Origin of the sequence: Actinokineospora inagensis DSM 44258 (assembly GCF_000482865.1) — a bacterium.
Lineage (GTDB): Bacteria > Actinomycetota > Actinomycetes > Mycobacteriales > Pseudonocardiaceae > Actinokineospora > Actinokineospora inagensis.
In genome coordinates, this window is sequence record NZ_AXWW01000032.1 from 31,661 (window position 1) to 53,498 (window position 21,838).

At 70.7% G+C, this 21,838-nt stretch carries 18 protein-coding genes and 1 pseudogene; 9 read left to right on the forward strand and 10 right to left on the reverse strand.

Annotated elements, in window-relative coordinates:
• Positions 1–491: 491 nt before the first annotated feature.
• Together H504_RS0114125 and H504_RS0114130 are read right to left on the reverse strand one after the other, a co-directional pair.
• Positions 492–2,132 carry an NACHT domain-containing protein gene (locus tag H504_RS0114125; protein WP_157440398.1) on the reverse strand — a complete coding sequence of 547 codons (1,641 nt, stop codon included), beginning with the start codon at positions 2,130–2,132 and terminating at the stop codon, positions 492–494.
• A 40-nt stretch (positions 2,133–2,172) separates the two neighbouring features.
• Positions 2,173–3,510: an NACHT domain-containing protein gene (locus H504_RS0114130; protein WP_157440399.1), complete on the reverse strand. Its 1,338-nt coding sequence runs from the start codon at positions 3,508–3,510 to the stop codon at positions 2,173–2,175.
• A gap of 303 nt (positions 3,511–3,813) precedes the next feature.
• Between H504_RS0114130 and H504_RS34980 the strand changes: the two genes are divergently transcribed.
• Positions 3,814–6,009 (forward strand): ATP-binding protein, encoded by a 2,196-nt coding sequence (locus tag H504_RS34980; RefSeq protein ID WP_051385830.1) that lies wholly within the window; start codon positions 3,814–3,816, stop codon positions 6,007–6,009.
• On the opposite strand, the gene H504_RS0114140 is transcribed toward H504_RS34980, so the two are convergent.
• Positions 5,954–7,054, reverse strand: a complete 1,101-nt coding sequence (locus H504_RS0114140) for a HesA/MoeB/ThiF family protein (RefSeq protein ID WP_035304354.1) — start codon at positions 7,052–7,054, stop codon at positions 5,954–5,956. The genes H504_RS34980 and H504_RS0114140 overlap by 56 nt on opposite strands.
• Before the next feature lie 5 nt (positions 7,055–7,059).
• On the reverse strand, positions 7,060–7,227 hold the full coding sequence (locus tag H504_RS41165; RefSeq protein ID WP_157440400.1) for a hypothetical protein: 168 nt from the start codon (positions 7,225–7,227) through the stop codon (positions 7,060–7,062).
• A 193-nt stretch (positions 7,228–7,420) separates the two neighbouring features.
• Between H504_RS41165 and H504_RS0114150 the strand changes: the two genes are divergently transcribed.
• Positions 7,421–11,269 (forward strand): NACHT domain-containing protein, encoded by a 3,849-nt coding sequence (locus H504_RS0114150; protein WP_026423315.1) that lies wholly within the window; start codon positions 7,421–7,423, stop codon positions 11,267–11,269.
• Positions 11,270–11,329: 60 nt separating this feature from the next.
• On the forward strand, positions 11,330–11,479 hold the full coding sequence (locus H504_RS41985; RefSeq protein WP_169735388.1) for a hypothetical protein: 150 nt from the start codon (positions 11,330–11,332) through the stop codon (positions 11,477–11,479).
• Positions 11,480–11,841: 362 nt separating this feature from the next.
• On the opposite strand, the gene H504_RS34985 is transcribed toward H504_RS41985, so the two are convergent.
• Positions 11,842–12,384 (reverse strand): Wadjet anti-phage system protein JetD domain-containing protein, encoded by a 543-nt coding sequence (locus H504_RS34985; protein WP_169735389.1) that lies wholly within the window; start codon positions 12,382–12,384, stop codon positions 11,842–11,844.
• Between the two features lie 148 nt (positions 12,385–12,532).
• Between H504_RS34985 and H504_RS34990 the strand changes: the two genes are divergently transcribed.
• Positions 12,533–12,904, forward strand: a complete 372-nt coding sequence (locus tag H504_RS34990; RefSeq protein WP_245614245.1) for a hypothetical protein — start codon at positions 12,533–12,535, stop codon at positions 12,902–12,904.
• A 53-nt stretch (positions 12,905–12,957) separates the two neighbouring features.
• A pseudogene (locus H504_RS34995) lies at positions 12,958–13,155 on the forward strand (rhodanese-like domain-containing protein); the annotation flags it as partial.
• Between the two features lie 30 nt (positions 13,156–13,185).
• Here H504_RS34995 and H504_RS0114170 read toward each other — a convergent pair.
• The 4 genes from H504_RS0114170 to metK form a co-directional block, all read right to left on the reverse strand.
• On the reverse strand, positions 13,186–14,298 hold the full coding sequence (locus H504_RS0114170) for an IS630 family transposase (RefSeq protein ID WP_026423316.1): 1,113 nt from the start codon (positions 14,296–14,298) through the stop codon (positions 13,186–13,188).
• Between the two features lie 289 nt (positions 14,299–14,587).
• Complete coding sequence (locus H504_RS0114175) at positions 14,588–15,877, reverse strand: MFS transporter (protein WP_026423317.1); 1,290 nt, start codon at positions 15,875–15,877, stop codon at positions 14,588–14,590.
• Positions 15,874–16,887 carry a carbohydrate kinase family protein gene (locus tag H504_RS0114180; protein WP_026423318.1) on the reverse strand — a complete coding sequence of 338 codons (1,014 nt, stop codon included), beginning with the start codon at positions 16,885–16,887 and terminating at the stop codon, positions 15,874–15,876. The genes H504_RS0114175 and H504_RS0114180 overlap by 4 nt, the downstream gene beginning before the upstream one ends.
• Entirely contained in the window at positions 16,884–18,065 is a 1,182-nt protein-coding gene (metK, locus tag H504_RS0114185; protein ID WP_425394059.1) for a methionine adenosyltransferase, read from the reverse strand. Before metK ends, H504_RS0114180 begins: the two co-directional genes overlap by 4 nt.
• A gap of 249 nt (positions 18,066–18,314) precedes the next feature.
• Between metK and H504_RS0114190 the strand changes: the two genes are divergently transcribed.
• The 4 genes from H504_RS0114190 (at position 18,315) to H504_RS0114205 (ending at position 21,520) form a co-directional block, all read left to right on the forward strand.
• On the forward strand, positions 18,315–18,794 hold the full coding sequence (locus H504_RS0114190) for an ester cyclase (RefSeq protein WP_051385832.1): 480 nt from the start codon (positions 18,315–18,317) through the stop codon (positions 18,792–18,794).
• The gene (locus H504_RS0114195) at positions 18,794–19,780 is read left to right on the forward strand and encodes a zinc-dependent alcohol dehydrogenase family protein (RefSeq protein ID WP_026423321.1); all 987 of its coding nucleotides are present in this window, start codon (positions 18,794–18,796) and stop codon (positions 19,778–19,780) included. The genes H504_RS0114190 and H504_RS0114195 overlap by 1 nt, the downstream gene beginning before the upstream one ends.
• 73 nt (positions 19,781–19,853) lie before the next feature.
• Positions 19,854–20,405 carry a hypothetical protein gene (locus H504_RS0114200; RefSeq protein ID WP_026423322.1) on the forward strand — a complete coding sequence of 184 codons (552 nt, stop codon included), beginning with the start codon at positions 19,854–19,856 and terminating at the stop codon, positions 20,403–20,405.
• On the forward strand, positions 20,402–21,520 hold the full coding sequence (locus H504_RS0114205) for an MAB_1171c family putative transporter (protein WP_026423323.1): 1,119 nt from the start codon (positions 20,402–20,404) through the stop codon (positions 21,518–21,520). Before H504_RS0114200 ends, H504_RS0114205 begins: the two co-directional genes overlap by 4 nt.
• On the opposite strand, the gene H504_RS41170 is transcribed toward H504_RS0114205, so the two are convergent.
• Positions 21,521–21,802 carry a hypothetical protein gene (locus H504_RS41170; protein ID WP_157440401.1) on the reverse strand — a complete coding sequence of 94 codons (282 nt, stop codon included), beginning with the start codon at positions 21,800–21,802 and terminating at the stop codon, positions 21,521–21,523.
• Between the last annotated feature and the right edge of the window lie 36 nt (positions 21,803–21,838).

Consider the following 21,838-nt stretch of genomic DNA (forward strand, 5'->3'; position numbering starts at 1 on the left):
GGCGTAGGTGGACGTTAGAGTACGTGCTAGGGCGCTGGATGCTGCCGCGCTGCGTGACCTTGGTGGGCGTAGTGCCCGCCGCGCACCGTGTGGGCTATGGGTGTCCCGTCGTTCGTCTCTACAACCACCGACGTGCCCACCGAGGGTAGCCGCTCGGCTCACACTGATCAGCTTACCCGGTCTCAGCGCTGGCACGATCTCAATATGTCGCGTCCGGTACTCGGTGGTTTGATCAAAAGTTCAGATCGCTGCGCCTGGATGTTCAGGTCAGGGCTGCTGAGTCAAGTTTTGGAACCTCACGCGGGTGGAACGCATTCGCCGAAGGCTGGGTCAGCTCGCTGTTACGCGAATGCACCAGCCGACTGCTCATCACGAGCGGCCACTTCTAGAACGTACTGGATGTCCATGTCGAGCATTACAATGCCAACCGCAGCCACCACGGTCGCAGCATGAGACTACGAGCACCCGACGACAACCGGAACGGAGGGTTGTCAGGGCAGATCGAGCACGTGGTTGGTCGCCATGGCGAACAGATCGGCGAAGCGCATGCGTGTCGGTTCGGGGAGGTCTGACAACAGTCGGCGGGCTTGGTTCGCCCAGACGCCGACCGCGAGTGGTGCGCTGGTGGTCAGGCCGGTGAACCGGTCGAGCAGGATTTCCAAGCGCCGTTCGGCGGGGAGCTCGGAGAGGGTCAGCGCGCGCTCCACCGAGGGGTCCGGTCGCTGCTGCACCACTGTCAGCACGACGCTGAAGATCTCCTCATCGGCGGGGAAGGCCAGGCACAACCCGGCGGCCAGACGGGTCCGGTTGAGCGGCGCATCGAAATCGGCGTTCGCGAGTCTGGCCAGTGCGAGTTCGGCAAAGGTCTCCCGAGTCGCCACCAAGGCTACCTTCCTGGTGAGTTGAACGTCGACCTCGCCGAGCAAAGCTCGCTTGGTGAGATCCAGAAGACCGACGCGGATCTGCGGCGATGTCTCCAGGACAGGGTCTTCCAACAGCATCTGCACCGCGAGTTCGGTCGCCGGACCGGTGGTGCGCAACGCCGCGGCGATGGCGTCGGCGGAGTCCAGCGAGGGGATGCCCACCGGGCGGTAGAGATCCCCGACCATCTCGGCCATGGCCGTCTCCACCCAAGGAACGCTGGCTCCGATCGCGTTGAGCAGGGTGCGCACGCCGATCCGGACGCTGTCGTCCGGGTCGACGCGGGCGAGGTGGGACAGTGCGCCGAAGGTGTCGCGGTCGATGTCGTTGCCGTGGTCTGCCACCAGCCCGCTGGCGGCGGCCAGGCGGACCGCGCCGTCGTCGGCGTGGAGCCGGTCGCGCAGCGCTGTCCGTCCCGCTCGGCTGCGGGTCCAGCCGACCTGTCGAGCCAACTGCTCGGAGTCGGGGCGGCCTTCGTAGCGCCGGAGCAAGGGGGCTGTGTCCGACTCCTCGAGCGCGGCCAACGCCGCGGCGTCCTCCGCTCCCACCGGCAGTCCCTTGCTCAGCCTGCGCCGCAGGGCGGCCTGCGCCGCGGGCGGATCGACCCGGTACAGCGCGGCGGCGGCTCCGACCGCGTCCGCGACGCTGCCCACGGTCGAGGCGAGAAGGGTCAAACCCGGGGTTCCGCTCCAGGCCAAGGCTTCCCAGGTCGTCGGGTCGGACGGGTCGTGTCGCGCGGCCAGTACCACGCTGACGACCTCGGCCTGGTCGACAAGGTCGGTTCCCGCCACCGACTCGGCCAATGCGGTCGACGAGATGAATCCGGCGGTGTGCAACCGCCACAACGCCGCCACGGCTCCGGCGATCTCGTCGGTCTCCGCGGTGCTCCCCGAGTTCACCAGGACCGAGGTGTACCAACCCAGACCGTCACCGCGCTCGGCAATCCACCGCCACACCACCGGCCCGATCCTGCTCTCCACCGGCTTCTCGTGGTCCATCCCCAAGGTGAAGTCGAGAACCCCGCTCCATTCCGGGCTGAGCCAGCAGCGCCGCTCCAGCAGGTCGCGCACCTGCCCCTCGGACAGCTTTCCCATCCGTTCCGCGGCGAGGAACTCGTGGACGCTGCGATGCACCCACAGCACCGATCCCTCGCCCAGCGGAGCGGCGCGCGCCGCGGCCCCCGAGTGCACCAGGAGCCCGATCGTGCGCACCACGCTCCACGTTCGGCTGCGCCCGCCGAACCGCTCCAGGTCAGCGCCCGCCAGGATCGTCTCGCAGTCCGCGGGCGCAATGTCGTCGCCAGGTCGAACCGCCTGCGGCCATGTGCCAGGCCAGCTCCATTAGCGCGCGGTGGAGCTGGCCGCGGTGGGCCGGGTCCTGGTGCGGTGAGCCTGACGGGGTTGAGCCGGGCTTCCACTGACGACTGAGGAACCGCCCCAAGACCTGCCGGTACAACTCGGAGCGCGTCTGCGCCACGGTCTCTTCCTCCGCCACCCAGGCGCAGAACGCCGCGATCAACGGGACGTGCACGAAGCGGCGCAACGGTGAGCGAGGCGCGATCGCGGGCAACAGCCGTTGTTCAGGCAGTGGCTGTCCGCGATAGCGGAACCACGCCCGCCAGAGGTGGCGCACCTGGGTTTCCGCCAGCACACCGAGTTCGAAGTACCGCGGTGCGGAGTACTCTAGGTCGCCGTCCGCGTCGGCGACCCCGAAGGGGTCCGAGTAGCCGGTCGGCCGGGAAGCGAGCACCAGCCTGGGCCCGCCGGGGTGAACGACCAGACCGTGCAACCACCGCACCGCCTGCCGGGCCGCCTCCCGGTGGTCGTCGTCGAACACCTCGTCCCAGGCGTCCACGAGCACGTGAACGCCGCTCTGCTCACCCAGCAACCGATCCTCGAGGTAGTCGCGGAGTCTGGCGTCAAGGGTGAACCCGCTCTCCCTCAGCGGCAGCATCGCCGCGCCGAGCACTGCGTTCGACGGTGCCTTCCCCGCGGCCCAGTGGGCGGCGAGCTCGGCGGCATGGGTGAACAGCGGAAGGACGAGTTCGTCCACCGGAGCACCGGACTCCAGCGCCGCCAACGCCGAGCGGGCGAGTTGTCTGCCGTGGTGCCTCAGCAGCCACGTTTTCCCGTAGCCCGCGTCTGCTAACACCACGGCCACAGCGACCTCTTCCACGGCGCGGTTCCAGCTCACATCGCCCTGCCGGGTATCCCGGAAGCCGAAGGAGGGGCCACCGTCGACCCGGCGTTCGGGGATCTCATCCCACGCGGTGACCATGCGCTGCTCGAAGTTCGCGTCGATATCGGGATCCGGGAGCCAGGCCATCGTCCGGCCGAGGACATCGATCACGGCGCCCAGGTAGTGCCGGATCTCGGCGGCGACCTCCTCTGCGGTGGCCTTCTCCGCGTCTCCTGGCGGCTTCGGCAGAGTGCCTCCGTGGGCGACGAAGTCCGACACCGCGTGGTGGTAGTCGACCCATTGCGCGACGTCCTCGTCGGTGCCGCCGCAGGCGCTGATGATCTTGCGGGCCCAGGTGAGCCGGGCGGGCGTCGGCTTCCACCGGGCTTCGTTGGTGAGCAACCAGGACATGTAGCTCTCGCTGCAGTTGACCCTGTGCGCGAGCGACTTCCGGTCGATGCGTGCGCGCTCGAGCCACTGGCGCAGTGCCGAGCTGTACGACGCGCCTGGCTCCCCACCGGTCACCGGCGTGGGTGGCCGCCCTGGTCCAGCGCGGCGCGCAGGGCGAGTTCGCTCACTCGCCATACCCGCATCGTGACCATCGCGTTCAGTCATCGCGAGCAGCGTATCCGGCGTGGCGGCCCGCAGTGGGGGAATCCGAAACCGGTCGCTCGCGCGCCGCGCGGACGCGACCACCGATCCGACACTGGGGTGATGGACGACAACGTGACAGTTCACAACACTGTCGAATCGAGCCGCGTCGACTGCGTGGTGCAGGCCGCGGTGGTGCACGAAGTAGTGGTCGAACCCCGGCGATCCCACGAGCCCGAGCGGCAGCTGCCCGCTGGCCTTGGCGACTTCGTCGGCCGCGCGGCGGAGAGGTCGTTGCTCGACGCCGTGATACCGGATGATGTCCCCCGCACCGAGGCGCGGTCCTCGGTCGTGGTGATCGAGGGCGCGCCGGGCGTCGGCAAGACGAGCTTGGCGCTGTGGTGGGCGCACCGCGTCCAGGCCCGGTTCCCCGACGGCACCCTGTTCGCCGACCTCCGCGGACACGGTCCTGGCGCCCCCGCGCGGCCCGCGGAGGTTCTGGCGAGATTCCTCACCGCGGCGGGTTTTCCACCACGTCGTCTGCCTGCGGACGCCGAGACCCTCACCGGGCTGTACCGCACGTGGGTGTCAGACCGCCGAGTGCTGATCGTGCTCGACAACGCCGCCGACGCCGCGCAGGTCAGACCACTGCTGCCGGGGACGGGCAGCTCCATGGCCCTTGTCACGAGCCGAACCGCGCTGTTCGGGTTGGCGATCACGGCCAATGCCCGGCGGGTCGTCCTCGCGCCGTTCACCGAGGCCGAGGCCACAGACCTCGTTCTCGGTGTCGTGGGAATGGCGCGTGCCCACGCCGAGCCAGCCTGCGTCGGTGAGCTGGTGCGGTTGTCCGCCGGACTGCCCATCGCTGTCCGGGTGCTGGCGGCTCGGGTCGCCAGTCGTGCGGACCTCACCCTGGCCGAGCACGTGGCCGACATCGAAGGGGAAGGGCGCCTGGAGGCCATGAGCCGGGGAAGCGACGGCCGCTCGACCCTGCGGACCGTGTTCGACTGGTCCTACCGGCACCTGGACGCCGAGCACGCCAGGCAGTTCCGACTGCTCGGCCTGCACCCGGGCGTGGAGTTCTCCGCAGGCGCCGCCGCCGCTCTCACCGGTCGGTGCGACCGAGCGACCCGCCGGGCCCTGGACTCCTTGGTCGACGTGCACCTGCTGACCCCGGTCGGCAGGCAGCGCTACCGCGTCCACGACCTGCTCCACGAGTTCGCCGCCGAGCGGGTGGAACCCGACGACGACCCCGACTGCGCGCTCGCGGGGGTGTTGCGGTGGTACGCCCACGCCGCGACGCTGGCGGATCGACTCGTCTTCCCGATCCACCGCCACATCGGGTGCACCGTGAGATCCACAACCGCCCCGCCGCACTTGGTGGACCGCGAGCAGGCGTTGGCGTGGTTGAGGTCCGAACAGGCCAACCTGGTGGCCGCGCTGCACACCGCCGACCAGGCAGGGCTGCCGGACACGACGATGGCGTTGGCGGCAGCGGCGCGTTTCCTCGGACTCGGCCTGCGGACTCACTGGCGGGCCCAGGTGGTGGCCGAGACCGCCGGACTGACCGCGGCCCGCCGCGGCGGCGACCCGCGGCTCGAACTGGCGTTCCTGAGACGACGAGCGGACACCCACCAGGTCGCGGGGCGATGGGCGGAGTCGGAGGCCGACTTGGTCCTCGCGCTGGAGATCGCGCGCGAGCACGGTGGCGTGATCGCCCGGGCAGAGGTCCTGTGCGGCCTCGGGCGCGGCTGGAAACTGCGGGGACGTCTCCTCGAGGCCTTGGCCTGCTTCACCGAGGCGGCGGCGTTGGTCGACAAGGACGCCGACCCGCTTCTGCGCACCGTGGTGGCCACCAACCTCAGTCAGGTGAACGCCGGACTGGGCCGCTACGCCGAGGCCCTGCGCCACGCCGAGCACCAGCTCTCCCTGCGGGAACTGGCGGGCGACCTCGGAGGGTGCGCCTACGCGAAGCACGACCTGGCGGTCGCGCGGCAAGGGCTCGGGCACCACCGCGCCGCTGTGCGCCTCGGACGCCAGGCGGAGGCCGTGTTCAGGGAGATGGGCGGCTCAGAGCGGCTTCTGGCGGGCGTGCTCACGACGGTCGGGAGGTCGTTGGTCCACTTGGGCGAAGCGGGAACCGCCCGGGGCCGGTTCGCCGAGGCTGCGGACCTGCTCGGTCGCCTGGGTGACGACCCACCCGTGCGAGTCCCCGCCGCGCGCGGCGGCGGGGACTCAGTGCGGGGCTGGTCTGCCGCGGTGTTCACGCCGAGTCCGGTCCGCACGCCGGGCACCGGGGATGCGGCGCCGCCGGGGTGATGGTCCTGGCACCCTCGACGGTGATGAGGTTGATGGCGTGCTGGCGGTTCTCGCCCAACGCGGGAACCCCAGTCACCATGCTCATCACCCCGTGCGCGGCCAAGAGGCCCGTCATACCGCTGGTGACCGCGTTGGCCGCGTGCGGTGCCCGGCGACCGATGCCCGGTGACCACTCGGTGGCGACCGGCCGGACGGCCTTCATCGAACGATCGACCAGGCGCAGACACTCGTAGCAGGGGCCGGTTCCCGGGCGGAACAGCCCAACCGTCACCAGCGGTCCCTGGTAGCCCCCCAACACCCACGGGGTGCCGGAGTCGAGGCAGGCCTGGTTGACCCAGGACCTGATATCGGCGGGCGCGTCGGCCGCGAGCAGCAGGACGTCGCAGTCGGCGATCAGCCTGGCGACGCTGCCCGGACCGTCGACGTCGCGGTGCTCGCCGGTCACGAGCACACCGGAGTTGGCCGCACTGAGCTTGCGCACCGCCACCTCGGTCTTGGGGAGGCCCAGGTCGTCCTCGCCGTAGAGGACCTGGCGGTTGAGGTCGGACCAGGCCACCAGGTCGCGGTCGACGCAGTGCACGTGCCCGACGCCGGATAGGACCAGCGCGAGGGCCGCCGTGCACCCCACCCCACCCAACCCCAACACCGACACCTTGGCCTCGCCGAGCCTCGACTGCGGGTCCGGCTCGGTGGGCGGACCGCCCGCCATCCAGCTCAACAGCGCCATGCCTCGGCTGTACCGGTCGAGCTCGGCCCGGGACAGCCCAGTGGGTGACCGCTCGTCGGCGTCCTCGACGTGACCCGCCCGGACCAGGTCGTCCACAGCGGCGGCGACCACGTGCGGCGCCAGGTCCGGGTGCGCCTCGCGCAGTCGCGCGGACACCTGCTCGACCGTCTTGGACCCGTCCAGCGACTCGAGCAAATCCCAGGCCCAGACCTGGGGGGTCTCGAGGACGTCGGCGAGCCCGTCGACGGATCCGCCGATGCGGATCTCCCCGTCGGCCATCCGGACGGGTCGGTGCGTGTGCTTGATCCGGGGCCGCATCGCGGTCACGCCTCCAGCGAGTCGTAGCAGGACACGAGCTGCTGCTCCGCCCGGGTGAAGTTGAGGACGGCGCCGACGACCACACGCCCGTCCTCACCCGCCCGCGGGGTGATGGCGCCTAGTGTTCCGTCATCGACGAACCCCGAGGGCTGCTGTGCTGCGTACCGGTCCACCACTGGCCTCCCAAGACCATCCGTCCTCCCGCCCGGCGGGCGGGGTGGAATCGGCGACCAGCCAAACCCGAAGATCGTTTTTGTGTCACATGGTGCATAACCTGACCCCGCTGACCTGCTTTTTCAGCTCCCAACCGAAGTATTCCGGTCGCTTGGTGAACCGCCCGGCGGCGCGCGTACGCCGTCGCCGGACATGACCGGCGCGCGGCGGCGCCCCGGGCCCGGGCGGGCGCCCAAGCCGGTGCGGGAGGGCGAGCCGGGTGCCTCGTACGCGACGGCGTTGCGTCGTTGGCTGGAGGTGGCCGAGGTCGACCAGAGAACGGTCGCCAGGAAGATCAATGTCTCCGACACCACGGTCTCGGAGTGGTTGCGCAACTCCCGCGACTGGAAGGCCACCCCGACGGCGCTGACCAACGCCCTCAAGATCATCGATGCTTGCGAAGGCGACCAAGCCGACAAGCAGCGGTGGATCCAGTACCACAACGAAGTGGTCGTCTTCCAGACGGGCTACGGCGACGAGTTGCCGGTTCCCCCCGAACCGCGCGCGGCGGTGGCGACGCCTGCCGAGGTCGTGTCCGATGTCGAGGCACGCCTGCGGTCGTTGTCCGACCGGCTGGCCGTCGAGCTGGACACCGCGAGCGGGCAGCGGCACGACGACAGCCCGACGCGAGGCCTGAGCACCGGCCTATACGTACGGCGCACCCAGCAGGACGACGTGATCGGCATGCTCGCCGCCGACGGCCACAGCGAGCCGATCCTCGTCCACGGATCTGCGGGCGAGGGCAAGAGCAGCTTGCTGTGGGGTCTCTACCGCGAGCTCGCCGACCACCCGGTGCTGCGCCCCTACCTCCTGAACTCCCCTTGGCTGACCGGTGCGGACGGCGGCTCGCCCCTAGTCTCGATCGACGAGCTGGTGAGGGTCGCGCAGGGCCGTGACCGCGCAGGCCGGACCGCCGTCTTCCTCATCGACACCGTCGACCTGTTGCTGCACGACGAGCTGCACCGGCAGCAGGTCCTTGATCTCTGCGAGCTCGTGGGGGCCGCAGGCGCGGAGGTGGTGCTCACCTCACGCCCCGAAGAGGCCCTGACCCTGCCGAGCAGGCTGTTCCGCACGGTCGGTCTAAGACCTTACGACGACGCGGAGCTGCCCTTGGCCGTGGTGAAGCACATCGCCGCGTTCTGCCCCGGCGTCGTCACCGCCGACCCGCGGGCGAAGGTCGAGGAGATCATCTCGGCGGCGGCACGCGGGCTCACCGTGCGCGAGATCGTGCTAAACCCGCTCAAGCTGCGCCTGCTCTTCGAGCTGTACGAGCCCTACTTTCCCTCACTGGAGCACGACGTCTCCAGCCTGTACGAGACGTACTGGGAGCGCCGGGTGCGGACCGACCGGCGGGCGGAGGTCGGCATACCCGTCGGGGCCGACCTGGGTGCGACCGCGGAACACGCGGGCATCGCCCTATTGGCTGCCGGGCGCACCGAGCTCGGGCACGCGCTGATGCTGCGGTCGACCACGGCGGTCGCCGAGGCAGGACAGGGCCCGGCGCGCAGGGCGGAGGTCGCCACCGCGATCCAGTCCCTCGTCGAGCGCGGCGTGCTCGTCCGGTCGGCCCGGGTGATCCGCTACTTCCACCAGACCATGTTCGAGTACGCCGCCGCCGTCGGGCTGCTCGGTCGTGACGGTGAGCGGGCGCTCGAGTTCCTGGTGCGGCACCTCGAGGCACATCCGGACGACCTGTTCGTCGGCGCCATCCTGGAGCAGATGCTGATCCTCGCCGTGGACGACCCGTTCGTCGCGGTAGCGGCGGAGGGTGTCCTGGAACGCATGTGCGACGGAGGTGTCCCCGCTCTGCAACGGATCGCCCTGGGAGTCGTGGCGCACCGGCCCGCCCTGGGCGGGGTCACCGAGCGGCTGATCGACACCGTCGACGGCGCCGCGTTGCGCCGCTACGCCCAGGCACTGCCTACGGTGACCAAACCGGAGGTCACCGACCAGGTGGCCATGCTGGTCCGTGTGTGGCGCCGCGACCCCGGTGCCCGCGAGTCCGTGCTGGGGTCGTTGGAGCGCCTCGGTGCTCGCGACGCGGCAGTGGTCATGGCTGTGGTCCGCGACCTGGACTGCGTCACCGTCGCGCTGAACTGGAAGGGGTCGCCCGCCCGCATGACCAAGCTGGTGGCCAGGGTGCTGGTCACCGCAGCGGATGCCGACCCGACCTGGGCGTGCGCGCAGCTGCTGGCCATGGTCAGGGCCACCGCGGCGAACAAGGCGCACCGCAGCGTCCCGCTGCACATCCTCGACCTCCTCGCCGATCGGTGGTCGGTTCTCGGCTCGGCGGCCGTCGCGGACGAGATCCAGCAGCTCGTCGTGACCCTCCAGGAGCGCCACGACGCCAACGCCAGGGACACCCGCCAGGCGCTTGGGCGGATCCGCGGGAAGGTGTGGCAAGGCCTCCTGGCCCGAGACGGGGCCGGTCCCTGGTGGGAGACGACCATTGACTACCTGTGCGCGACGCTGGAGGACGACTACTACTCGGTCGGGGCGAACGCGGATCTGCACGCGATAGCCGACCTGATCGACCGCGCGGTGCTGTCAGCGGACACCGCGGTGCGCACGGTCAACCGCCTCACCGAGATGCCCGGCTTCGGCACGTTCGCGCTCGGCGGTCTGTTCACCAGGGTCCTGGACTCCCCGGCCCGCGAAGCAGCGCACCCGGCAACGGCCACCGTGTCGGTCATCGTCGACCTTCTGGGTGGGCTGCCCGCGCCCGGCAACAGGCCCGCCACGCGAGAGCAGCGGCTGGCCCACGTCGCCCGGAAAGCCCTGCGCGACGCGCGACTGTCTCCCGAGGTGGTCGCGGAACTGATGACAGCCGTCCCTGCGGCGGCCGAGCAGGCGGCGTGGCTGGCGGACGACTACCTCGCCGTTCTCCTTGTGCCCGCTGCCGTGGGCGGACACGAGGTCGCGCGTCGGGCATTGGCGGCCACCGCCGAAGGTCATGGCGCGCTGTCGCCCACCGGTCTCAAGAACATCAGCTACGACCTCACCCACTACGCGGACACCTGGCCGGACGCGGTGGCTTTGCTCGTCGCCCTGTCGATCCGCCGGATGTCGGCCACCCCGCTCTCCGCTGTGGCCGAGTCGCCGAGCGACCGCGTGCTCGGCGCACTGGTCGGCCAGTCCTCCCAGCTCACCCGGCTCGTCGACCGGCTGTTCACCGTCAAGGCCGCCCAGCGTGACGCGGCGAGCCTGTGGCGCAATCTGTACCGAGCGGGAGCCGTCCCCGCACCCGGCCACGAGCAGTTGCTGCTGCGGTTCCTCGAATGCTCCCAGCAAGCCGCGCGCGGCAACATCCTCGAACTGGCCGTCGACGTGGCGTTGGACCTCCCCGCTCGTCAACACCAGGTCGAGCGGACACTGCGCGACCTGTTCGAGGTGGATCGCACCACCCGCTCGGTGGTTCCGGTGCACCGCGGTAGCTCCTCGCACGTGGCGGGGATCGCGCGTGGAGCGTGGTTGCGCCTCGCGTCGGTCGGCACCTCGGCCGTCGACGTCGAACCGGCTGAGTTGGTCGCCATCGCCTCGGCCGCGCCGACGAGCGCCGACATCCTGGTCGTCCTTGGTCGCAAAGTCATCGGATTGGCCCGGTCCGGGCAGGCGGAGAGGGCCGCTGATCTGCTCCTGCGCGTGGCGGCCGCCGCCACCGATATCGGACTCTCGGGAAAGCAGAAGCAGACCGCCGCCAACAACCTGCGCTCGGCCATGCGTGCGACCCTCCGGTCGACAAGCCTCGAGGCGCGGCGGGCACTACTCGCTCGCACCCCGGACCTGCCGCCCGCCTTCGCGCGGATCCTGGTGGCCGCCGCGGCGCAGGAGGACTTCCCCGAGCTCCGCCCCGCGCTGGCCGACCTCCTCGGCCGCGACGTGCCCGCCGAGGTCAAACAACAGATCCACGACGACATCCGCATCCGATCGCGCTCCGCGGCTAAGGGCGCATTGCCGCGGCTGCTCCTGCCGTTGGCCAGCACCTGCGGACCCCAAGCGTGACGCACCACCCTCCGAGACCGGGGCGACACGACGTGCACGCCGAACGCTGGGATTGGGTCAGTGCGATGTGAATGCACCGACCGGCTGCTCATCATCAACGGACGCCACCTCCGGCACGTACTGGACGCCTGCATTGAGCACCACAGCGCCCACCGCAGCCACCAGAGCCAGGGCATGAACTACGAGCACCCGACGACGGCCCGAACGTGATTCACTGGCCCACCCCAACTGGCCGAAACCATGCGCGAGGTCGTTAGCCGGACTGCTCAACCACTATCATCCCGCCGCCTGAACCCGCGCTCACAGTCGGTGACGGCATTCTCGACCAGCACAGGGGTTTTCGCGGTAGCTGTACTCGAGGTGGCCACGCTGCGCGTGCCCCGGGTGAACTAGTTCCCGCCACGTACAGGGTGTGGGCTATGGGTGTCCGGCCGTTCGTCACTGTGACCACCGACGTCCCCACCGAGAACAGCAGTTCGCATCACAATGACCAGACCACCCGGTCTCGCCCCTTGATACACCGCCAGCCAGTGCTTGGTAAATTGATCAAGAAGCATGAGCCCGCCACAGCGTTACGACAGCCCGGCGAGCACTTTCGCGAGGTGGGGGAGGAAGTCTTCATACATCGACTCCTGTTCTCGCCCTTCTCCGTTCAAAGTGATGGCGGCGGCCAGGTCCCGCAGGTCGACTGAGTCGGTGTCCGCCAAAACTCCGGCGAGTTGCTGGCCGCGTCTGAGTTGTTCGGCATTCTGGCGGCGCCATGGCCCCGTCTCCCACAGCGAGACCGTCATCCCCACCGAGGACACAGGCCTGGCGAGTCTGCGGGCGAGGTCGACGACGATCTGGATTCCGTCGGCGTCCAAGTCGCACCACGCCGCGATCGGACGATTGACGAACCGCGACAGCAGCGCAATCATGCCGCTGCTGGTGTAGCCCTTCCCCCAGACGCACAACCACCGCTCGACCACCTCGGGGATCTGGCACACCTTTTGGAAGGTGTCCTTGTTCTCCACGACCAGCACGCCGCGCACTGAGTCGATGTCCACCGTGCCCGTCAGCGTGAGTCCTGTCGTAGGCAACCCGATCCAGGGTTCGCTGGCCGAGGCGTCGGCCACCACGTCACCGACCCGCCACAGGAGCGGGCCGCGGAGCAGGACCTCAGTGTCAGTGTCTTCCACAGCGCGCGCAGGCCGCCCGGTGGGACGACAAGCGCCTCGCCGCGTACGCGGAGTACGGGGACGCGGTGAAGCACATGGTCCGGCTGTGCCGCCGCATCGCCGAGACGAAAGGGTGCTGTCGACCGGCCAGGCCACCGACCTCGCCGACGCGTTCGAGGACCTCGCCGACGCGGAGACCCGGCGGGCCGCGCGGTGGGAAACCGTCCTGCTCCTCGGCGAACCGGCGACGATCTCCGCCGCGCAGGCCTGGAGCGAGCAGGTGTGGGAACTGGAGCGGATTCTCCGCTCGGATCACCCCGACGCATCCCGGTTCGCCGACACCTACCGGAACACCATGCGACTGCGAAACGAGTTCCACGCCCGTGCCCGTGCCGACCTCGGCATCACCAGCGGTCAGCTCCCCGACCTCACCTGGAAGACCCTCGAAACGCCACCCGATCACCGCACCACATCCTGACTACGGCCGCCCGGGTTCTCGAAGGCGGTCAGGTTGATCGGTCACGGTTCTCCGGCTCTCACCGCATCGACGGGTTCGACGAGAACACGCCGGTAGTGGTGCTGTGCAACGAGGGTTACGCGTCCAGCTTCGCGGCGCGCGACCTGAGACGGATCGGCTTACCCCACGCCACAGACCTCATCGGCGGCTACCGCGCCTGGCACGCGGCCGGCCTGCCGACGATCGCAGGCGGCACCTCGCCGGTCCCCTAGTGCGTTGACCACATTGGTTCGCCGTGTTGGTCAGGCTGATCGGGGGCGGCCCCATCGGTGTTGGCGTTCGCTGCGGATGCGGGCTCGTTCTTTGCGTTGGGCTGCCAGGACGTCGGGGTGTCGGGCGTTGGCGTTGCGCCATCGCAGGTATGCCTGGATTCTGCGGGTGAGCACGGTGTGGTTGGGGTGGTTGGAGTTGCTCATCGTGAAGGTGCGCAGTGGCCCGAACTGGGCTTCGATCGGGTTGGTCCAGGAGGCGTAGGTCGGGGTCAGGCAGAGCTCGACGTTGTTGCGCGCGGCCCACTTGCGGATCTTCGGGGTCTTGTTCGCCGACAGGTTGTCCATGATCACGTAGATCGGGGCGCCGTCGGGTCTCGCCGCTCTGATCGATTTCAGGGCGGTGAGGCTGCGATCGCCGCCTTTGCGGCGGCGCATCACGCCCCAGAGTTGGTCGTCGCCCAGTGAGTAGCAGCCGTGGAGGTAACGGATGCCGTGGGTGCGGGTATAGGTCGCGGGTAGCCGGTCCGGCCGGGATCGTGGTGACCAGCCGGCGCCGTGGTGCGGGCGGATCGACAACGGCCCGAACTGGTCGAAGGCGAAACACCGCTGCGGGAACAGGCTCGTGACGTGCTCGATCCGGTCGAGCTTGGCGTCGAGGTCCGGGTCGGTGGATTCCTTCCAGGTGCGGGTGCGCTGGAAGGTAATGTCGTGTTCGCGCAGGATTTGGCGGAGTCGTTCTCGTCCGATGCCTACTCGTCGCAGTGGGTTGCGGGCGAGGTGGTCGGCGAGTTTGCGCACGCTCCACCGGGTGAAGGGCTTGCCCAGCTTGCCGGGCCGGGTGGTGGCCGTCGCCACGATGAACCGTTCGTCATCGTGGTTGATCAGGCGGGGACGGCCTCCCGCCCACCGAGGGTCCAGCGCGGCCAGCCCCCGTTGGTTGAAGGCATGGATCACGTCGCGGACGGTGTCCTCGTGCGCGCCGAGAAGGCGGGCGATCGCGGGCACCGGAGTTCCCGAGGCCGAGGCCATGATGATCATCGCCCGCCGCACGCGGATGGACTCGTGTTTGCCACGACGAGTGATCCGCAGCAGCGTGCGGCCCTCGTCCTCGGTTAACCGCCGTGCTCTCACCGGTTCGGCCATCGACGTTTCCTCACGCTCGACAATGACTGCGTCGCTGTCGAGCGTGAGATCAACACCGGTCGGGAGTCCAGCACCTCGACCGGCGTGTCATCACCCGGTGAACGTTCGTGGTCAGCGCACTAGAGAAGCAAGCCGACGAGTCGTCGGGTCGCCTGACGGATCGGTCGGCGCCCCACGGAGCAACGCACCCTCCCGCCAACCCAAACCCCCCGCCAACGCGACACGCCCCGCCCAGACTGCTCGATGGGGTGCGGCTGCCCCCGGATCAACTCGTCCGGTGGTCAGTGGCTCAAGCCGCCAGTGGTGCGCCGCTAGTAGTGCGAGTCGGGCGCAGTACGGCATAGGCGGTCACGGCGGCGGCAAGAAAGCACAGGGCGAACAGGACGAATACCGGATACAGGTCCGTTCCGGCGAACCAGCCGACGACGATCGGTGCCAGCAATGCGGCCACCCTGCCCGCCGCATTCGCGGCGCCCACGGTGGTGGCGCGTTGATGGGTGGGGAACAACGAGGGTGTCAGTGGGACTATGCCGCTGAATCCGCCCTCCTGGGCCATCGACAAGGCATAGCCGACTGCGATCAGCACAGGCAACGCGGGGAGGACGCCGAACCAGAGGACCAGGCAGGCGGCGGCACAGGCGGTCGTGGTCACCACGGCCACCGGGCCCCAGCGGGCCAGCAAGGGCAGCACCGCGATCCTGCCGACGATCGCCGCGGCTTGGAAGCCGATGCCGTAGCCGAGCACCTGCGCGAGTGGCATGCCCGCCAACACGAGCAGGGTCGGCAGCCAGAGGATCAGGCCGAAGTAGGCGAAGCTCCAGCAGAACCACAGGCAGCACACCAGCACGCGGGCCCGCCCCAGGCCGGAGGAAGCAGGCAGGTCTGGCGAGACAGGCGGGGACGGAGGCAGCGTCGCCGGATCGGCGACCGGGGTGCCGGTCACCCAGCGGACGGCTGCCTCGGCTTCGGCGATCCGGCCTCGGCCCAGCAGGTACGTGGGTGTCTCCGGGACCGCGCGCCGGGCGACCAACAGCAGCAGCGCGGGTGCGGCGGCGGCCAGGAACACCCCGCGCCAGCCCACGTGTGGGAGCAGCCACCGGGCCAGGGCGGTCGCGGCCAAGGCGCCGAGCGGGAAAGCCAAGCCCCACAAGGCAAGCACACGTGCGCGAGCCCCGCTCGGCATGAACTCGTGCAACAGAGCCGTGTCCACCGGGATGAACCCGCCCATCCCGAAACCCACGACGAAACGCAACACCCCCAGCTGCACCGGATCGGCCGCGAGCGCACACGACGCGCCCGCCAGGCCGAAGACCGCCACCGTGATCTGGAACGCGGGTCGGCGACCGATCCGGTCGGCGACCCGGCCGAACAGGACCGAGCCGACGAGCATGCCCAGCATCGCCGCGGACACCAGCAGGCCGGTCTGCACCGGCGTCAGCGCCCACGCACGCAGCAGCACCGGCGCCACCAGCGACATCACCTGCAGGTCGACGGAGTCCAGGAACGCGCCCGCCGCGCAGACCGCGAAGACCACCCAGTGCCTGCGGGTCAGCCCGCCCGACTCCAGGTGGGCGATCATGGCGTGCCCGCCCCCCGGTCGATGGTGACCGAGCCGACGTGCGCGGCCAGGTCGACCTCGGCGGCGCCGCCGTAGGTGCGGCCGACGGTGCTGAGCAGGGTGCTCAGGCCGACGTCGTAGTCCTGCGCGCCCTCGGCGGTGAGCACGAACCCGGCCAGCACGCAGCCCAGCTGCGCGGCCCGCTGAACGCCGAGGCCGCAGACGATCCCGGCGACGAACCCGGCGCGGAAGGCGTCGCCGACGCCGGTCGGGTCGACCGGGACCAGGTCGGCCACGGCGGCGACCTTGATCGAACGCTCCCCGGCGGACTCGACGACCACGCCGCCCGCGCCCAGGGTGGTGACCCAGGCGCCGACCCTGGACAGCACCTGCTCGTCGGTCCAGCCGGTGCGGTCGAGCAGCAGGCCGTGCTCGTACTCGTTGGTGAACAGCCAGGTGGCGCTCTCGACCAGGGACCGCACGTCTGCGCCGTCGACCGAGGCCAGCTGCTGGGACGGGTCGGCGGCGAACGCCCACCCGTTCGCCTGGCACTCCCGGGTGTGGCGCAGCATCGCGACGGGGTCGTTGGGCGCGACCAGCACCAGGTCGACCCCGCCCAGGGTGCCCACCACCGGCGCCAGCCCGATGTGCCTTGCCTCGGCCATGGCGCCGGTGTGGAAGGCGGCGATCTGGTTCTGCGCGTCGTCGGTGGTGCACAGGAACCGGGCGGTGAGCTCGGTGGCCGACACGCGCAGGCCGCTGGTGTCGACGCCGAACCCGGCGAGCCGGTCGGCGGCGTAGTCGGACCCGACGGCGCCGACGAGGGTGGGGCGCAGGCCGAGCCGGGTGAGGCCGTAGGCGATGTTGGCCGCGACACCGCCCGGCCGCATCCGCATCCGGTCGACCAGGAACGACAGCGACAGGGTCGCCAGGCGGTCCGGGACGAGCGCGTCGGTGAACCTGCCGGTGTAGCGCATCAGGTAGTCGGTGGCGATGGAGCCGGTGACGACGACCCTGGGCGCCGCCGTCATAGGTTCACCGCGCGGCGCAGGTCGTCGGCGCGGTCGGCGCGCTCCCACGGCAGGTCCAGGTCGGGGCGGCCGAAGTGGCCGTACGCGGCGGTCTGCGCGTAGATCGGGCGCAGCAGGTCCAGGTCGCGGATGATCGCGGCCGGGCGCAGGTCGAACACCTCGCGGATCGCGGCCTGGATCTTCGCCGGGTCCACCTTCTCGGTGCCGAAGGTCTCCACGAACAGGCCCACCGGCGCGGCCTTGCCGATCGCGTACGCGACCTGCACCTCGATCCGGTCCGCCACCCCGGCGGCGACGGCGTTCTTGGCCACCCAGCGCATCGCGTAGGCCGCCGAACGGTCGACTTTCGACGGGTCCTTGCCGGAGAACGCGCCGCCGCCGTGCCGGGCCATGCCGCCGTAGGTGTCGACGATGATCTTGCGTCCGGTCAGCCCCGCGTCGCCCATCGGTCCGCCGATGACGAACCGCCCGGTCGGGTTCACCAGCAGCCGCAGGTCGCCGGTGTCCAGTCCGAGGTCGACGATCTCCGGGTGGACGACCCGCTCGCGGATGTCGACCCCGAGCAGGTTCGCCAGGTCGATGCCGTCGGCGTGCTGGCTCGACACGACCACCGTGTCCAGGCGCACGGCCCGGTCGCCCTCGTACTCGATCGTCACCTGGGTCTTGCCGTCCGGCCGCAGGTACGGTAAGTCGCCGTCCTTGCGGACCTTGGTCAGCCGCCGGGAAAGCCGGTGCGCCAACGCGATCGGCAGCGGCATCAGCTCCGGCGTGTCCGTGCAGGCGTAGCCGAACATCAGACCTTGGTCGCCCGCGCCCTGCCGGTCGATCTCGTCGGCGGCGTTCTCCACCCTGGCCTCGTGCGCGACGTCCACGCCTTGGGAAATGTCCGGCGACTGCGCGCCGATGGCCACGTTGACCCCGCAGGAGCTGCCGTCGAAGCCCTTGGCGGACGAGTCGTACCCGATGTCCAGGATGACCTCGCGCACGATGCCCGGGATGTCGGCATAGGCCTGGGTGCGCACCTCCCCGGCGACGTGCACCTGGCCGGTCGTCACCAGGGTCTCCACCGCGACCCGGGAGCGGGGGTCCTTGGCCAGCAACGCATCCAGCACGGCGTCGCTCACCGCGTCGCAGATCTTGTCCGGATGCCCCTCGGTCACCGACTCCGAGGTGAACAGCCGGGTGTCCTGTCGGCTCACCGAAAACACCTCCCGCTCCCGGCGCGACTCGCCGTCACACCGACGCTAGGCGGCGGACCGCGGCCGCACATCAGGGCCAGCCCTCATTTCCCGCCCCGCGCCGGGTTCCGGCATTCCGGGCAACCGGACCGTCCTATTCGGACACCGTGATCGACTGCGATTGACGCTGAGCGGCGAACGTGGCTAGCCTCGGGAGCACCGACCGGGTAGGTCTTCTGGGGAGGCGGCATGACCGACATCGGCTCGTCGAACGGCGCCAGGGCAACGACCACCGACCACACCGGGCTCCAGGAACTGCGCAAACGGCGCATCGCGCTGCTGTTCGAGCGGATCATCACGCACAACGAGCTGCACCTGGCCGACGAGGTGTTCGCCGAGGACTTCCACTGGCCGCAGTTCGACCTGCACGGCCCGGACGGGGTGCGCACCTGGGTCACCGACTTCCGCGCCGCCTTCCCCGACGTGCTCGACACCGTGCAGGAGCAGGTGGCCGAGGGCGATGTGGTGATCACCCGGGTGCGCGTGATCGGCACCCAGTCGGGCGAGTTCCGCGGCCTGCCGCCCAGCGGCCGCCGCGCCGACTTCACCGCCGTCGGCATCGACCGCTTCCGCGGCGACAAGGTCGTCGAGCGGACCGCGCTGTTCGACTTCGTCGACCTGATGCGCCAACTCGGACACACCCGCCTGGACCTGCCCGGGGTGGCGTGATGGCGCGGATCGTGCGGTTCCACGAACTGGGCGGGCCGGAGGTGCTGCGGGTGGAGGAGTACGAGCCCGCCGCGCCGGGGCCGGGCGAGGTGCTGGTGGACGTCGCCGCGATCGGGCTCAACCGGGCCGAGGCGAGCTACCGGCGCGGCCGCTACTTCGAGCAGCCGCGCGTGTTCCCGGCGAGCCTCGGCTACGAGGCGGCGGGCACGGTGGCGGCCGTCGGCGAGGGCGTCACCGGCATCGACCCGGGCGCGGCGGTCAGTGTCCTGCCGTCCTTCTCCATGAACGACTACGCCGTCTACGCCGAGCGGACCATCGTGCCCGCGGCGTCGCTGGTCGCGCTGCCCGAGGGGTTCGACGCGGCGGCGGGCGCGGCGGTGTGGATGCCGTACCTGACCGCGTTCGGCGGCCTGGTCGACGTCGCCGGGCTCGGCGCAGGCGACCCGGTCGTGATCACGGCCGCGTCCAGCAGCGTCGGGTTGGCCGCGATCCGGGTCGCCCGGCAGGTCGGTGCCGTCCCGGTCGCGCTCACCCGGACCGCGGCCAAGGTCGACGCGGTCCGGGCGGCGGGCGCCGAGCACGTGGTGGTGACCGACGAGGTCGGGGTCACCGCGGGGATCGAGGCCGCCGTCGGGGCCGCGCGGGTGGTGTTCGACCCGGTGGCCGGGCCGGGCGTGGCCGACCTCGCCGCGGCCACCGCGCCCGGCGGCACCCTGGTGATCTACGGCGGGCTGTCCGGCGAGCCGACCCCGTTCCCGCGCTCCGCCCTGGCCAACGGGCTGGCCCTGCGCGGTTTCCTGCTGTTCGAGATCATGGGCGACCCGGCCAGGCGCGCGCGGGCCCTCGACCACATCACCGAGCACGTGCGCCGCGGTGACTACCCCGCCGCCATCGACCGCACCTTCGGACTGGCCGACATCGTCGCCGCGCACGAGTACCTGGAGTCCAACCGGCAGATCGGGAAGATCGTCGTCACGGTGCCCTGACCGGCGACGCGCCCCCTCCGCGACACCCGGCCGCGCCGCGCGGCCCCGACGCTGTCCCTGGAGAACGCCCACCATGCGCCTGCCCACCGCCCCGCCCGTCCGGTCCAGGACCAAAGAGGTCTCCCGCGCGTTGCGCCACTGCGCCGACCGGCTCGCCGAACTGGACGTGCCCACCGGGACCGATGTGGCGGGCGTGGCCCGGCTGCTCGGCGCCCGCACCGGCAGGCTGGTCCACCTCGCCGCAGTGCCGATGACCTCGGGGGCGCCGTCGGGGATGTGGCTGGCGCTGCCCGCGATCGACCTGGTCGTCTACGACGCGGGCACCACCCGCTCGCACCAGGAGCACATCATCGCCCACGAGCTGGCGCACCTGGCGTTCGGCCACCGGGGCACCGAGCCGGTCGACGACACGACCGCGCGGCTGCTGTTCCCCACCCTGGACCCCCGGCTGGTGCGGGACATGCTCAGCCGCGCCGACTACAGCGACCGGTGCGAGCTGGAGGCCGAGGTGATGGCCTCGCTGCTGCTGCGCAACGCGCACACGGGCGGCGACACCCGCGCCGACGACACCGTCCTGGGCCGGTTGGAGCGGTCCTTCACGCTGGTGGGCGGGACCGTGAGTTGACCACGTCGCTGCACGTCGGCTGCGTCGTGCTCGGTGTGCTGGTGCTCATCCCCCGGTTGGCGGGACTGCTGCGTAGACCGGGAGACCTGCTCAACACCGCGCTGTGCGGCTACATCGCGTTGTCCGCGCTAGGGTTCGTGGTGCTGCTGCCGCCGGTGGGGGCCTGGGTGGACGGGGTCACCGGCGTCGCGAACGCGGGCGGTCTGGTGTCGGTGGTGTGCGTGTTCGGGCTGACCGGCGCCCAGCAGCTGCTGCTCGCGTATTGGACGCACCCGCCGGAGCAGGCCCGCCGCCAAGCGGGTGTGCGGCTGGCGCTGACCGGCCTTTTGACCGTGGTGTTCGTGGTGATGTTCTTCCTGCTGCGGCCCAGGGTCCAACGCTTCCACGACTTCTACGTCAGCTACACCCACCAGATCAGCCAGGCCCCGTACCTGCTGGTGTATCTGTTCGGGTGCTTGGCGGGCCAACTCGACGTGCTGTGCTCCTGCGTCCGGTTCGCCCGCATCGCCGACCGTCCCGCGTTGCGTCGCGGCATGTGGACCACGGCGGCGGGCGCGGCCGTCATCCTGGTCTACGGCGCGGTCCGGACCGCCGACGTGGTGGCCGGGCAGTTCGACGTGGACCTGCGGTCCTGGGAACCGGTGGCGTGGCTGTGCAGCGACATCGGCTCGGCCCTCGCCCTGCTCGGCTGGACCATCCCGACGCTGGGCGGCCAGGCCCGCGCGATCCGGGAGTGGGTGCGCGACTACCGCATGTCGGCGGCGCTGTATCCACTGTGGTGGGTCCTGCAGGACGCCGTCCCGTCGGTCGCGCTGATCCCGCCGGTGAGCCGGGCACGGGACCTGGCGCGGGTGCGCAACCTCGGCTTCTGGCTGCACCGCCGCGTCGTGGAGATACAGGACGGTCTGCGCGCCATCCGCCCCCGGGTCGACGCGGCACGCGCGGAACTCGCCGCGGGCGGGTGCCCCACGGGACTGGCGGCTGCCATCGCGACAGCGGAGCTGCGGGCAGGTCCACCGCCGACGGACGGGTCGACCGCGGAGTACCACTGGCTGGTGACCCTGGCCCGCGAGTTCCGGGCACCGGAGGGAAGATCCCCGGCCGTGGTGGAGTGATCAGGGCAGCCGGGTGGGAATGGACCGACGGGCGGCCAGGTCGTAGATCTCGTGTTGCCGCCAGGCGAGCCCCAACGCCACGGCGGCCGCGCGGTCGGGGACCAGCCGGACCAGGCTCAACACCACCCGCTCGTGGGGCACGTCGTACCAGGCTCCGATGACCCAGTCCGGCTCGGCCGACAGTATCGACGCCTGATCATGCAGGAAGGCGCGCAGCGACCGGCCGCCGTCGGTCAGGAAGACGGGGGCGGCCACGACCCGCGCCCGGTCCCTGCTGCCCACCGCGAACCCGCGCGTCGGACATGTCCCGTATCGAGG